The sequence below is a fragment of the Duganella lactea genome, assembly GCF_009857505.1.
In the GTDB taxonomy this organism is placed as follows: domain Bacteria; phylum Pseudomonadota; class Gammaproteobacteria; order Burkholderiales; family Burkholderiaceae_D; genus Rugamonas; species Rugamonas lactea.
Genome location: NZ_WWCP01000009.1, coordinates 138578 through 151940, shown reverse-complemented (window position 1 = coordinate 151940; position 13363 = coordinate 138578). Strand labels below are relative to the sequence as shown.

Here is a 13363-nt window from a genome sequence, read left to right as displayed (position 1 = left end):
TCGCCGGCCGCGCGGCGCTGGCGGCCACCGCCGGCGCCGGGGCCGGCGCGGCGCCATCCTTGCCATTGTCCGGGCGCTGCAGTTCCGCCAGGTTGGCGTCGGTGTACGGTTTCTTCTCGCCTTTCGGGCCGGTTTTCTTCACCACCGGCGCCGGCGGCGGCGTCTTGTCGGACGGCGGCATGACGATGGCGGCGGTTTCCACGCCCGCGCTATTGGGCGCGCTGTCCGGCGGCAGCACGCGCAGCACCTGGTCGACCTTGATGTCGTTCGGGTTGGACAGGTTGTTCCACACCACCAGATCGCGGTAGTTCTGGCCGAATTCCAGCGCGATGCGGATCAGCGTGTCGCCTTTTTTGACGGTGTACAGGCCGCGCTCCTCGCGGGCGATCTGCGCCGTTTCGCTCGGCGTGGCGGGTTTGACTGCGGGCGTAATCGGACGGTCGATGACCGGAGCCTGGTGGGGGGTGGTCTGGCAGGCGCTCAATACAAGGAGCGCCAAGCCCATGGCGAGCACATTGCTTTTATTCGTCATTCTCATCTTCGTTTTAGTGGGGTGGACGCTACCTAGATAACGCCCGGACGCAAGGGCACGAAGTGGCAATCTTCCAGCGTTTCGCTGGTCCACTCCTGTCTGCCGATGCGCGTAATCAGTTCCAAATGCTGCGTGTGGACGCCGACCGGCGCGACCAGTCGGCCGCCGATGGCCAGTTGGTCCAGCAGCGCTTGCGGCACCGCCATGCCGGCCGCGGCCAGAATGATACCGTCAAATGGCGCCGCTTGCGGCAGCCCTAGCATACCATCTCCGTAGTGCAGGCGCAGATTCGGCACACGCAAGGGGCGCAAATTGGCCTTCGCCAGCTCGTGCAAAGGCTTGATGCGCTCGATCGAATACACCTCCTGCGCCACGCGCGCCAGCACCGCCGCCTGGTAGCCGCAGCCGGTGCCGATCTCCAGCACGCGTTGCAGCGCGCCGCCGTTGCGCATCACCTCGATCATGCGGGCGACGATGTAGGGCTGGGAAATCGTCTGCTGGTGGCCGATCGGCAGCGAGGCGTCGATATACGCTTGCGGCGCCAGGCCCTCGTCCATGAACCGGTGGCGCGGCACGCTGTCCATCGCCGCCAGCACGAGCTGGTCCTGGACGCCCTGCTTGGCGATCCGCTGCACCATGGCGCGGCGCACGCCGTCCGACACCAGCGCGCTCTGGCGCGGCGCCGTCTGCGGCGCGGCCTGTGCCCGCTCCAGCGCCGAACTGTGCGACTTGGACGGCGCGGCGACCGGACGCGGCGCGGAATACGCCGGCGGCGCATAACGCGCCGCGTTCTGGGTGGCGGTTTGCGGTGTCGCCACCGGCTTGAATACCGTTGCCTTCCTGGCCCCCTGATCGACTACCGAGGACAGCGGCAAAGGAAAGGTACGGTTTTTTTCGGTCATGCCAAGGCCCTTGCCAATGCATTCAGTTGGGTGGTGTGGGTCAGATCGATCTGCAGCGGCGTGATCGACGTTTGGCCCTGCGCGCAGGCGTGAAAGTCGGTACCGTCGCCGGCGTCCTTGCAGGCGCCCGGCGGGCCGATCCAGTAAATCTCCTTGCCGCGCGGGTCGCTGGCCTTGATCACCGGCTCGGAATGGTGGCGCCGGCCCAGCCGGGTGGCCACCACGGTATTAAGCTGGTCATAAGGACGGTTGGGTATATTCACGTTCAGCAGGTAGGGGCGCGGCAACGTTTGATAATAGCGCTGCACGATGTCACGCGCATGACGCGCGGCGTCGTCGATGTGCTCCCAGCCATAGGCGCCCTGCGAAAAAGCGATGGCCGGAATGCCAAACAGATAACCCTCGGTCGCGGCCGCCACTGTGCCGGAGTACAGCGTGTCGTCGCCCATATTCGGGCCGTTGTTGATGCCGGACACCACCAGGTCGGGCCGCTCATCGAGCAGCGCAGTCAGCGCCACGTGCACGCAATCGCTCGGAGTGCCGTTGACAAAATAAAAACCATTGCTCGCCCGCTGCACCGACAAGGGCCGGTCCAGCGACAGGGAGTTCGACGCGCCCGAGCGGTTGCTGTCCGGCGCCACCACGACGATCTCGGCGATCGGGGCGAGCGCATCGGCCAGCGCATTGATGCCGGGCGCCAGGTAGCCGTCGTCATTGCTTATCAGGATTCTCATTCAGATGATTTTACCCGAAGCAATGGCCGGACTGCGCATGCCTGCCACCCGATGACGTATTAATTTTTGTCAACGCGGTGGGTTGCGGGGGGCGGACGGATGACCATCGAGCGCCAGCAAATCATCGGTCTTGCGCGACCACGGACTGTTGGCCGACGCGCCATGGCGGCGGGACGACCGCGGCAGCGCGTCGCCGTAGTCGTCCATGGCCGCGTCCTGATGCAGTTCCGGCACCAGCGGCGCCTCGTCGGCCGGCACGCCCAGCTGCAACTGGACGTCGATCAGTTGTTCGCGCGCCTCGCGGGTGTGCGCGTGATCCGGCCCCAGCCGGCGCAGATTGGCTTTCAGCACCGCGTCCAGCAGATTGCGGGCCAAGCCCAATTCTTGCATTTGAAGCAAGGTATGCGCCAGCGCCGTCTTGGCGTGTAGCGTATCGACGTGCTCCGCGCCCAGCAGCCGCTTGCGCGCGGCCAGCACCTGCTCCTGCGCGGCGCGGGCCAGCTCGGCCTCGCGGCGTTGCAGCAGCAGGTGGGCGCGCGCCGCCCTGGCCGACAGCGTCAGCGGATGGTCCGCCCCCAGCACGCGCAAACAGGTATCCAGCACGCTGTCCTGCAGCGGCAGCGCCTCCGACAGCCGGCCCTGCAAGCCCAGCGTCGCGGCCAGGTCGGCGCGGGCGCGCAGCGTGTCGATATGTTCGGCGCCCAGCATGCGCTGGCGGGCCTCGACGATGGCTTCGTCAAGGAACTGGGCCTCGTCCAGCCGCCCCTGCCAGCGTAACGTGTCGGCCAGATTGATTTTGCTGACCAGCGTATCCGGATGATCCTCGCCAAGGCCGCGCTGACGCAGCGACAGGCTTTCCTCGAAACAGGTCAGCGCCTGCCGCAGCCGCCCCTCGCCACGGTACAACGCGCCCAGCGCGTTGAGGTCGCGCGCCAGCGGCGGCGAGACGGCGCGCGCCGCCGCCCCGCCCTCTTCCAGCGCCCGACGCGCCTTGCCGATCGACGCCTGCAGCCGGATTTCACCGAGCGATTGCCATGGGAAATAGCCGGGTGCGAGCCACGCCAGCAGGGCCTCGAAGGTGCGGGTCAGCGAGAAACGGTCGCCATCGCCTTGATCCTGCCGCACCGCCACCTGTTCGCCGTAGGCCAACGCGCGGGTTTGCTGCAGTTGCACCTCGTCGAAATAGCTTTCCAGCGAAATCTGCTGCATGCCATAGCTTTCACGCAGCACGTCCTCGAAGCCGGACTGGTAGCCGGCGATCTGCTGCGCCGGGTCGCCGCGGCGCCACTGCGCGCGCTGAACGCTGTCATCCATCTCCATGCGCGAGGGCAAGGGATAGACCATCAGCGGACGCTGCTCGTCCTCATGACTGCGGCGATAGGTGGTGGCGCGCTGGATCACGGCCTGCACTCCTTCCAGGCTCTGCCGATTGGGCGTGAACACCAGCACCAGCTTGCGCGGCAACAAGGTGGTGCAGATGCCGGCAACGTCGGTGCGGCCGGTGCGCGAATCGACCAGCACATAGCGGAAGTGGCGCGCCATGCGTTCGGCGAAGCAGCGGAACAGCGCCGGGCAACTGTGGAACAGCGATTCCCACTGCAGCGCCGCCAGCCGCTCGGGGAAGGTCTCGTCCAGCCGGCCGGCGCGCATCAGGTACAGCTGGCTGGCCTCGTCGACGCGGCTGACATACTGCTCCCAGCCGACCGCCGCCAGCACCTCGTGCGCCAGCGCCTCGTCGTCCAGCGCCACGGCGCCGTCGCGGCGCCGGCGCAACTGCTCGTGGCAGGCCTCGAAAAACTCCAGCACCCCCGGCTGGTGCTCATGCGCATGGTCGAAGTAATGATGCAGCCCCGGCGCCTCCAGATCCCAATCTATCATCAGCACCGGGACCGAGGCATTCTGCTGGCGCGCCAACAACACCGCGATATTCGACAGCGCCATGGTGCGACCGCTGCCGCCCTTGTAAGAATAGAAAGTGATGACCTCGCCGCCGCTGCTCAGCGGCGGTAGTGGCAGGGAAGTAAGTTCCATGACTAACCTTTAGCGTGGGAAATGTGGAGGAGGAATGGCGCGCCACTCGGGCGGGATGTCCGGCAAGACGAAACGACTGCAGTCGTGCTCCGGCGGCGTGCTCTGTTTTAGACAGTGGTAATGCTCGGCAATGCGGTGGACGATTTTTTCAATGTCCGGGATGAAATCGGGATTGGCCTTGAGGTCGCCGCTGGCCAGCGTGTAGCGGGAAAAGTCGACGTACATGCCGGGACCGGCGATTTGCGGCGGCAGGCTGACCGGGTGGCGCGTCATGATGACCGGGATGATCAGGTGGCTGGGCAGCGTGTACCACTGTTGGCGCTCGGCCTCGATAAGTTGCATTGCTGCAAACTCGCGCCGGGTGTAGCCGTGCGCCTCGTATTTGGGGGTATAGATGACAATCATGCAAACGCTCTCGCACAGCGCGCGTGCGATTTTGCTGTCGAGGTCGTCTCCGCCCCCGAGTTGTTCACTATCAACAAAGAGTTCGTTCTCGTTGTCGAAGTGAGGTTCCAGATAGCATTTCAAGGCGTCGACCAGGTCGTTCTTGAATTTGCTCATGTACGCATGCTGGCCATGTGCATAACTGAAAAAGCAGCCGTGACGGATAGTCATGATATCCCCCTTCGTTTAACCAACTCTAACAATCATTTATACAAACACTTTGCGCCAGCACAAACGCGCGGCAGTCCGAACCTTGCGCAAACGGGTGGCGTTTTCCGGTAAGATAAAAAATATAACGAGCGTTCTTTTTTATAACCAAGGAGACCAGAATGAAAGCAATCGTATGTGACGCATGGGGCCCGCCGGGCATGCTGAAACTCCTGGAATTGCCGGATCTCGTCCCCGGTCCGGGGCAGGTGGTGATCGACGTGCACGCCGCCGGCGTCAACTTTCCGGACGTGCTGATCGTGCAAGGAAAATACCAATTCAAGCCCGAACTGCCGTTCGTTCCGGGCAGCGAAGTGGCCGGTGTGATCCGCGCGGTGGCGGCCGACGTCAACACTTTCCGGACCGGCGACCGGGTCATCGCCTTCGTCCCGACCGGTGGCTTTGGACAACAATTATTAGCGACAGCACAATCGCTGATCCCCATGCCGCCCGATATGGATTTCGACACCGCCGCCGCCATCACGCTCACCTACGGCACCTCGTATCACGCGATTGTCGACCGCGCCAAGCTGGAAGCTGGCGAGAACATGCTAATTCTTGGCGCGGCCGGTGGTGTCGGGCTGGCGGCGATCGAGATCGGCAAAGCGCTGGGAGCCCGCATTATTGCTTGTGCATCGACCGATGAGAAGCTGGCGGCATGCCGCCAGCACGGCGCCGACGTGCTGATCAATTACAACAAGGAAGATTTACGCGCCGCGATCAAAGCAGCGACCGACGGCAAGGGGCCGGACGTGATTTACGACCCGGTGGGCGGCGACTATACGGAAGCGGCGTTCCGCTCGATCGCCTGGGGCGGCCGCCATCTGGTGGTGGGATTCGCCAACGGCGCCATCCCCCAACTCCCGCTCAACCTGGCGCTGCTGAAAGGCGCCTCGCTGGTCGGCGTGTTCTGGGGAGCGTTCACCAAACGCGATCCCCAAGGCAACATGGCCAATATGCGCCAGCTGCTGCGATGGCTACAGGAAGGCAAGATTCGGCCCCACATCTCAAAACGCTACCGACTGGACGAAGCGGCGCAGGCGCTGAACGACATGGCCGCCCGCAAGGTCACCGGCAAGATCGTGGTGCTGCCACAATAAACTCCGGTGTCAGGTCTGACATTCGCACACGGGCTCAACTGCTACGCAGTTGAGCCCGTGTGCGAATGTCAGACCTGACACCGGTTTTGATACTAAAAGTTACTGATCGGAATTCTTGTTTCGGAAGAATTCGAGCACGACGTCCAGCTCGCGGGTGCGTTTGAAGGATGGCAGGCTTTGCCAGATGCGCTTGCCGTAAGGCTTGGAAATCACCCGCGGATCACACAGCATCAGCACGCCACGGTCGTTTTCGTCGCGGATCAGCCGGCCCGCGCCCTGCTTCAGGTTGATGATGGCTTCGGGCAAAGTGTGGTGCATGAAGCCGTTTTTGCCCTGCTTTTCCATCACTTCGATGCGGGCCGCCAGCACCGGGTCGTCCGGCGGCGCGAACGGCAGTTTGTCGATGATCACCAGCGACAGCGCGTCGCCGCGCACGTCGACCCCTTCCCAGAAACTCTGCGATCCGATCAGCACGCCATTGCCGGCCTTGCGGAACTGGTCCAGCAGCTCGGTCCGGCCTTTGTCGCCCTGGACGAACAGGGGGAACGGCAGGCCGCGCTGTTCGAATTCGTCGCGCAGACGCTCGGCGGCGCGTTTCACCGCCCGTAAAGTCGTGCATAACAGGAAAGTTTTACCGCCGGCCGCTTCGATCACCGGCAGCGCCAGGTCCAGCACGGCGTCGGTGTAGCCGAAGGAATTCGGGTCCGGCAGGCCGGTCGGCACATACAAAATGCCCTGCTCTTCGTAGTTGAACGGACTCGGCCAGGACATCGAGGGCTCGTCCGTCAGCCCCATCTGTTCGGAGAAATGGCTGAAGTCTTTTTTCACCGCCAGCGTCGCCGAGGTGAAAATCCAGCTGCGCGGCACGCCTTCGCGCTGGCCGGTGAAGATCGGCGCGATCGACAGCGGCGTCTTGTGCAGCTGCAGCGACGAAGCGTAGGCTTCGACCCAGAATACCGCCTCCTCGCCCTTGGCGACCTTGGCTTTCGGGTCAAATTTCCAGGCGGCCAGGCGGGCGGCCAGGTCGAGGCCGCGCTGGCGGCACTGTTCCAGCGTTTCGGCACGCTCGGCCTGGGTTTCCAGCACCGCGATCATGCCGTCCAGCTGGTCCTTGAGGGTGGCCAGCGCCGGGAAGAAGTCGCTCGACGGGGCGATCTGCGGCAGCGACAGGCGCACGATGTCCTGCGGGAACGTCAAGCGCAGATCGCGCGCGGCCTTTTCCACCACCGTGACCACTTTGCCCCAGTCGGCGCCGTCGCGCGCGTTCGACAAGCCTTCGGCCAGCACATCGCGGCACAGCTCCAGCACTTGCGAGGTCGAGAACGTGTCGCCAAAGAACAGCGTGGCGGTGTCGGGCAGCTGGTGCGCCTCGTCAAAGATGATCGTGTTGGCCGACGGCAGCAGCTCGGCCACGCCAGAATCCTTCAGCGCGACGTCGGCGAAGAACAGGTGGTGGTTGACCACCACCACATCGGCCTGCTGCGCCTCCTTGCGCGCCTTCATGATGAAGCAGTCCTGGTAATACTGGCATTCGGCGCCCATGCAGTTGTCGCGGGTCGAGGTCACCAGGTTCCAGATCAGCGCGTTTTCCGGCACCCGCGCCAGCTCGGCCTTGTCGCCGGTCTTGGTCATTTTCAGGAAGCGCGAGATTTCGCGCAGGTGACCGACGTCGTCGCGCGAGGTCATGCGGCCGTTCTGCAGCGTGCGCTCCAGATGGTAGTGGCACAGATAGTTGGAACGCCCCTTCAGCAGCGCCACCGAGACCGGCGCCTGCAACGCCGCGCGCACGGTCGGGATGTCGCGCAGGAACAGCTGGTCCTGCAGGTTCTTGGTACCGGTCGAGACGATGGTCTTGCCGCCCCACAGCAGCGCCGGCACCAGATAGGCGAAGGTCTTGCCCGTGCCCGTCCCGGCCTCGGCGATCAGCGTGGTCTGGCCGGCGATGGCCGACGCCACCGCCTTGGCCATTTCGGTTTGCGAACGGCGTGGGCGGAAGTCGCCGACGGCCGGCCCCAGCGGGCCGCCGGCGCCGAACAGGCGTTCGACCTCGGAGTCGTACTTGCCGGGAGGCTGTTCAGGCGTGGCGCCGATGACGGCGGGCGTGGCGTCGGTGGACGGTGGCAGGGGTTCGGTCAAAATAAACTTCGTTGTGGCGTTTCGGCTCAGGCCGGCACGTCCGGCACCAATTGCATTTTCAGCAGAGTGATATGGTCCTTCAGTTGCAGTTTGCGCTTTTTGAGGCGGCGCAATTGCAGTTGATCGTGGTGTCCGTCCAGCGTCAGCATGGTGATGACCGCGTCCAGATCGCGGTGCTCGACGTCGAGTTCAATCAAACGACGCTGGATATCTTGCACATCAGTCATATTTCTCAACCAAATAGTTTCAGCGGAACAACAGGTAGTTGCATACAAACTGCGACACGGTGCGTAGTTTAATCTACCCCGCGCCGGACGCCAACCAGTCATCCGCCGACGCCGCCCTGGCGGCGCGGATTACTGGGCCGGCGCCTGCTGCTTCGCCGCCGCTTTTTTGGCGGCGGCCGCTTCTTTCTCGGCGGCCAGGCGGGCTTTCTCCGCGTTCTCAGCCTTCTTGCGGGCGACGATTTCCTGACGGCGCCGCGACTCTTCCTGCTTGCGCGCAAACGCCTCGACGTTGGCGGCGCGCTGGGCGGCGCCGGCGGCATCCTGTTGCGCCTGGCGTGACTGCTTGGCGGCGAACTCGGCTTCGCGGTCGGCCACGCGCGGGCCGGTCGGCGGCTTCGGCGCCGCGTGCTCTTCCTTCGGCGCGCGCGGCGCCTGGGCGGCGCGCGTCGCGGCGTCCTCCTGCTCCTTGCGCGCGCGCTCGGCCAAGTCGGCATCGCGCTTGGCGACCGAGGCCACCCGCTTGAAGTGCTCGGCGTCGACTTCGCGCGCACGAATGGCGGCCAGCGCCACGCGGCGTTTTTCCTTGGCCTTGTCCAGGCAGTTGTTGACGAAGAATTTGTTATTGCACACGCGCTCGCTTTCAGCGAACGCCGCGTTCACGGCCTCACGGTCCTGGGCCACCTTGACCAGGGCGGCGTCGGCCTGCTCGACCGAAGTGACCTGCTGGGCTTGCGCCGCTGCGCTCAGCACAGCCAGCGCGATCATGACTAAACGGGCTTTCATACGCTTTCCTTCACGACAGCGAGGCGGCGGCGCCCCGCTGCTGGCGGTTCATATATTCCTGCGACTGCATCTCGACGATGCGCGACACGGTCCGGTGGAATTCGTTGGCCATGGCGCCGGTCGTGTACAGCTCCTCCGGCTCGACCTCCGCCGACATCAGCAGCTTGACGCCCTGGTCGTAGAACACGTCGATCAGCCAAGTGAAGCGGCGCGCCTCGGACGACATCGACGCCGACATCGCCGGCACCCCGGACAATATCACGGTATGGAAACGGCTGGCGATTTCCAGATAATCGTTCTGCGAGCGCGGCCCGCCGCACAGCGTGTTGAAGTCGAACCAGATGATGGTGCCGGCGCGGCGCAGCGCGCGAATCTCGCGCGCCTCGATGCGGATCATCGGGTCTTCGTCGGCGGTCTCGGCAATGCTGGCGTAGGCCTCGCGCAGCGCCTCGTCGGTCTTGGCGTTGAGCGGCGTGTAGTAGGCCTCGACCTGCTCCAGCGCGCGGCCGCGGTAGTCGATGCCGGCGTCGATGTTCATCACGTCGAGCTTTTCGTACAGCAGCGCGATGGTCGGCAGGATGCGGTCGCGGTGCAGACCGTCCGGGTACAGCAGATTCGGATCGTAGTTCGAGGTCATGATGAAGGACACGCCGTTGTCAAACAGCGCCTTCAGCAGGTTGTACATGATCATGGCGTCGGCCACGTCCGAGATGTGGAACTCGTCGAAGCAGATCAGCCGGTATTTTTTGGCGACGCGCTTGGCCACCTCGTCCAGCGGGTCGGCCACGCCGCGCAGCTCGTCGAGTTGACGGTGCACGTCGCGCATGAATTCATGGAAGTGCAGGCGCGTCTTGCGCACCAGCGGCACCACCGAGAAGAAACTGTCCATCAGGAAGGACTTGCCACGGCCCACGCCGCCCCACATGTACACGCCTTTCGGCACGGACGGGCGATTGATCAGGCGCCGGAAGGTGCTGGAGCGCTGCGACTTGTAGTCGACCCATTCGTCATAGCATTGCTGCAAACGGGTGATCGCGCGCTGCTGCGCCTCATCGGCCTTGTAGCCGCGCTGCGCCAGCGCGTTGTGGTAGTACTCTTGGACGTTCATAGCTTCAATCTGCACAAACAAAAACGGCGGGCCATGACGGCCCGCCCTATAACAGCGACTACATCAACTTAGAAGTTGAGGGTACGCTTGTCGATGGCCAACGCGGCCTCCTTGGTCGCTTCCGACAGCGACGGGTGGGCGTGGCAGATACGCGCGATGTCTTCGGCCGAAGCCTTGAACTCCATCGCCACCACCGCTTCGGAAATCAGCTCCGACGCCATTGGGCCGATGATGTGCACGCCCAGGATTTCGTCGGTGGTCGCGTCCGCCAGGAACTTGACCATGCCCGAGGTGTCGCCCAGCGCGCGCGCGCGGCCGTTGGCCAGGAACGGGAAGGTGCCGGCCTTGTAAGCGACGCCGTCGGCCTTCAGTTGCTGCTCGGTGCGGCCGACCCACGCGATTTCCGGCGAGGTGTAGATCACCCAAGGAATGGTGGCGAAGTTGGTGTGGCCGTGCTGGCCGGCGATACGCTCGGCCACCGCGACACCCTCTTCTTCCGCCTTGTGCGCCAGCATCGGGCCGCGCACCACGTCGCCGATCGCCCAGACGCCTGGCAGATTGGTTTTGCAGTCGTCGTCGACCGCCACGAAACCGCGCTCGTCCAGCGACAGGCCGACCTTGTCAGCGGCCAGACCGTTGGTGTTCGGGGTACGGCCGATCGAGACGATCAGCTTGTCGAACACGGCGGTGTTGGCTTCGCCCTTGGCGTTGTCGTATTCCACGGTGACGTTGTTGGCGCCCTTGGTGATCTTGCCGATCTTGCAGCCGAGGTTGATGTTCAGGCCTTGCTTGGTGAACAGCTTGTTGGCTTCCTTGGCGATCTGCTCGTCGACGGCGCCGAGGAAGGTCGGCAGACCTTCCAGCACGGTCACTTCCGAACCCAGACGACGCCATACCGAACCCATTTCCAGGCCGATCACGCCGGCGCCGATCACGCCCAGCCTCTTCGGCACGTCGCCGATGGCCAGCGCGCCGGTGTTCGACAGGATCAGTTGCTCGTCGAACTCCGCGCCTGGCAGCGCGCGCGCGTTCGAGCCGGTGGCGATGATCACTTGCTTGCCGACGATGGTTTCGTTGGCCGGCGCCGACACGGTCAGCGGGTAGCCTTCAGCGGTGGCGGCGCCGGCGAAGGCGGCGCGACCGTGGAAGAAGGTCACCTTGTTTTTCTTGAACAGGAACAGGATGCCGTCGTTGTTTTGCTTCACAACGGTGTCCTTGCGCTTGATCATTTGCGGCAGGTTCAGCGACAGGCCGGCGACGTCGATGCCGTGTTCCTTGAACGCGTGACCGGCGTGCTCGTAGTGTTCCGACGATTGCAGCAGCGCCTTCGACGGGATGCAGCCGACGTTGGTGCAGGTGCCGCCCGGTGCCGGGCCGCCTTTTTCGTTTTCCCACGCGTCCACGCAGGCCACCGAGAAGCCCAGCTGTGCGGCGCGGATGGCGGCGATGTAACCGCCGGGACCGGCGCCGATAACTACTACGTCAAATTGTTTACTCATTTTTAATGTCCAATCAGTTCGTCTTCAGGCACGAAGATCCATAACAGAATGTAGATGGCGAGACCGAAACCGAAGGTGCACACAAACAGCACGAACAGCAGCCGCCAGATCCACGACTCGACTCCGCTGATGCGCCCCAGTCCGCCACACACGCCGCCCAGCCAGCGGTCGCCGCGCGAACGGCGCAGGGTGCTGAAGTCGCCGCCGGCGCCGCTGTTCTGGCGGTCCAGCAAACGGGCTTTGGCGGCGGCGAACTCGTCGTCCGACAGCGCACCGGCCTGATGCAGTTCGTGCAAACGCTTGATTTCTTCAGCAACGCTCATCATTCATGACCTTCCCGAGAATCCCCCGGCGCCACGCGGCGCCGGGGTCACGCGATGAATTACAGGTCCAGCAGCAGACGGGCTGGATCTTCCAGCGCTTCCTTCATGGCCACCAGGCCCAGCACGGCTTCGCGGCCGTCGATGATGCGGTGGTCGTAGGACATCGCCAGGTAGTTCATCGGACGCACAACGATCTGGCCATTTTCCACCACGGCGCGGTCCTTGGTCGCGTGCACGCCCAGGATCGCCGATTGTGGCGGGTTGATGATCGGGGTCGACAGCATCGAGCCGAAGGTGCCGCCGTTCGAGATCGAGAAGGTGCCGCCGGTAAGGTCGTCCAGGGTCAGCTTGCCTTCTTTGGCTTTCTGGCCGAATTCACCGATTTTCTTCTCGATTTCAGCGATCGACATCTGGTCGGCGTTGCGCAGGATCGGCACCACCAGGCCGCGTGGCGAACCAACCGCGATACCGATGTCGAAGTAGCCGTGGTACAGGATGTCGTTGCCGTCCACCGACGCGTTCAGGATCGGGTATTTCTTCAGCGCGGCGACAGCGGCTTTGACGAAGAACGACATGAAGCCCAGCTTGACGCCGTGTTCTTTCTCGAACTTGTCCTTGTACTTGGCGCGCAGGTCCATCACTGGCGCCATGTTCACTTCATTGAAGGTGGTCAGGATGGCGTTGGTCGATTGCGATTGCAGCAGACGCTCGGCGATACGGGCGCGCAGACGGCTCATCGGCACGCGCTCTTCCGGACGGTCGCCCAGGTTGGCGGCGGCCGGCGCGGCCACTTGTGCCAGCGCTGGTTTCGCGGCTGGCGCGGCCAGTGGCGCGACAGCCGGGGTCGACGATGCCGAAGCGGCCAGGGCGTCGCCCTTGGTCACGCGGCCATCTTTGCCCGAACCGGCGACGTCGCCAGCCGACAAGCCTTTTTCCGACAGAATCTTGGCGGCGGCCGGCATGGCCACGTCGCCTTTCGCGCCACCGGTGGCGGCGGCTGGAGCGGCGGCTGGCGCTGCGGCGGCTGGCGCTGGCGCGGCGGCGGCGGCGGCTGGCGCGGCAACGGCGCCGGCATCGGTGTCGATGATGGCGATGACTTCGTCGGCCACCACGGTGCTGCCGTCGCCCTTGATGATTTTCACCAGGACGCCAGCTGCCGGTGCTGGCAGTTCCAGAACCACTTTATCGGTCTCGATGTCGATCAGGTTTTCGTCGCGAGCAACGGCTTCGCCGACTTTTTTATGCCAGGTCAGCATGGTCGCTTCTGCGACGGATTCCGACAGTTGAGGAACTTTGACTTCGATTTGTGCCATTGTAAAACTCCGTATATTTTGTTG

13 protein-coding genes are annotated in these 13363 nt (G+C 64.1%); 1 reads left to right on the top strand and 12 read right to left on the bottom strand.

Annotated features, from left to right (window positions below):
- The 5 genes from GTP44_RS10465 to GTP44_RS10445 form a co-directional block, all read right to left on the bottom strand.
- Nucleotides 1–532 (bottom strand): LysM peptidoglycan-binding domain-containing protein (locus tag GTP44_RS10465; RefSeq protein ID WP_161019374.1); only part of this gene is annotated, 532 nt, incomplete at its 3' end.
- A 32-nt stretch (nt 533–564) separates the two neighbouring features.
- Entirely contained in the window at nt 565–1434 is an 870-nt protein-coding gene (locus GTP44_RS10460) for a protein-L-isoaspartate(D-aspartate) O-methyltransferase (RefSeq protein ID WP_161019373.1), read from the bottom strand.
- Nucleotides 1431–2168, bottom strand: coding sequence for a 5'/3'-nucleotidase SurE (surE, locus tag GTP44_RS10455; RefSeq protein ID WP_161019372.1), 738 nt, complete (start codon nt 2166–2168; stop codon nt 1431–1433). The genes GTP44_RS10460 and surE overlap by 4 nt, the downstream gene beginning before the upstream one ends.
- 69 nt (nt 2169–2237) lie before the next feature.
- Complete coding sequence (locus GTP44_RS10450; protein ID WP_161019371.1) at nt 2238–4199, bottom strand: KGGVGR-motif variant AAA ATPase; 1962 nt, start codon at nt 4197–4199, stop codon at nt 2238–2240.
- 9 nt (nt 4200–4208) lie between these two features.
- Nucleotides 4209–4814: a toll/interleukin-1 receptor domain-containing protein gene (locus GTP44_RS10445; RefSeq protein WP_161019370.1), complete on the bottom strand. Its 606-nt coding sequence runs from the start codon at nt 4812–4814 to the stop codon at nt 4209–4211.
- 158 nt (nt 4815–4972) lie between these two features.
- On the opposite strand from GTP44_RS10445, the gene GTP44_RS10440 reads away from it, so the two are divergent.
- Nucleotides 4973–5950, top strand: a complete 978-nt coding sequence (locus GTP44_RS10440) for an NADPH:quinone oxidoreductase family protein (protein ID WP_161019369.1) — start codon at nt 4973–4975, stop codon at nt 5948–5950.
- A 99-nt stretch (nt 5951–6049) separates the two neighbouring features.
- Here the strand turns inward: GTP44_RS10440 and yoaA are convergent, their stop codons facing one another.
- From yoaA to odhB, 7 genes are all read right to left on the bottom strand, one after another.
- Nucleotides 6050–8086 (bottom strand): DNA repair helicase YoaA, encoded by a 2037-nt coding sequence (gene yoaA, locus GTP44_RS10435; protein WP_202424043.1) that lies wholly within the window; start codon nt 8084–8086, stop codon nt 6050–6052.
- A gap of 26 nt (nt 8087–8112) precedes the next feature.
- A complete protein-coding gene (locus GTP44_RS10430; RefSeq protein ID WP_160991666.1) occupies nt 8113–8313 on the bottom strand; it encodes a YdcH family protein in 201 nt (66 codons plus the stop codon).
- A 129-nt stretch (nt 8314–8442) separates the two neighbouring features.
- Entirely contained in the window at nt 8443–9096 is a 654-nt protein-coding gene (locus tag GTP44_RS10425; protein ID WP_161019368.1) for a hypothetical protein, read from the bottom strand.
- A gap of 10 nt (nt 9097–9106) precedes the next feature.
- A complete protein-coding gene (gene zapE, locus GTP44_RS10420; RefSeq protein ID WP_160991664.1) occupies nt 9107–10204 on the bottom strand; it encodes a cell division protein ZapE in 1098 nt (365 codons plus the stop codon).
- A gap of 68 nt (nt 10205–10272) precedes the next feature.
- A complete protein-coding gene (gene lpdA / locus GTP44_RS10415; RefSeq protein ID WP_161019367.1) occupies nt 10273–11703 on the bottom strand; it encodes a dihydrolipoyl dehydrogenase in 1431 nt (476 codons plus the stop codon).
- 2 nt (nt 11704–11705) lie between these two features.
- Nucleotides 11706–12026 (bottom strand): PspC domain-containing protein, encoded by a 321-nt coding sequence (locus GTP44_RS10410; protein ID WP_160991674.1) that lies wholly within the window; start codon nt 12024–12026, stop codon nt 11706–11708.
- Nucleotides 12027–12085: 59 nt separating this feature from the next.
- The gene (gene odhB, locus GTP44_RS10405) at nt 12086–13339 is read right to left on the bottom strand and encodes a 2-oxoglutarate dehydrogenase complex dihydrolipoyllysine-residue succinyltransferase (protein WP_160991662.1); all 1254 of its coding nucleotides are present in this window, start codon (nt 13337–13339) and stop codon (nt 12086–12088) included.
- Between the last annotated feature and the right edge of the window lie 24 nt (nt 13340–13363).

Coding starts and splice junctions, on each gene's coding strand:
- GTP44_RS10460 (WP_161019373.1), bottom strand. CDS start 1,434: ATGACCGAAAAAAACCGTACCTTTCCTTTGCCGCTGTCCTCGGTAGTC.
- surE (WP_161019372.1), bottom strand. CDS start 2,168: ATGAGAATCCTGATAAGCAATGACGACGGCTACCTGGCGCCCGGCATC.
- GTP44_RS10450 (WP_161019371.1), bottom strand. CDS start 4,199: ATGGAACTTACTTCCCTGCCACTACCGCCGCTGAGCAGCGGCGGCGAG.
- GTP44_RS10445 (WP_161019370.1), bottom strand. CDS start 4,814: ATGACTATCCGTCACGGCTGCTTTTTCAGTTATGCACATGGCCAGCAT.
- GTP44_RS10440 (WP_161019369.1), top strand. CDS start 4,973: ATGAAAGCAATCGTATGTGACGCATGGGGCCCGCCGGGCATGCTGAAA.
- GTP44_RS10430 (WP_160991666.1), bottom strand. CDS start 8,313: ATGACTGATGTGCAAGATATCCAGCGTCGTTTGATTGAACTCGACGTC.
- GTP44_RS10425 (WP_161019368.1), bottom strand. CDS start 9,096: ATGAAAGCCCGTTTAGTCATGATCGCGCTGGCTGTGCTGAGCGCAGCG.
- zapE (WP_160991664.1), bottom strand. CDS start 10,204: ATGAACGTCCAAGAGTACTACCACAACGCGCTGGCGCAGCGCGGCTAC.
- lpdA (WP_161019367.1), bottom strand. CDS start 11,703: ATGAGTAAACAATTTGACGTAGTAGTTATCGGCGCCGGTCCCGGCGGT.
- GTP44_RS10410 (WP_160991674.1), bottom strand. CDS start 12,026: ATGAGCGTTGCTGAAGAAATCAAGCGTTTGCACGAACTGCATCAGGCC.
- odhB (WP_160991662.1), bottom strand. CDS start 13,339: ATGGCACAAATCGAAGTCAAAGTTCCTCAACTGTCGGAATCCGTCGCA.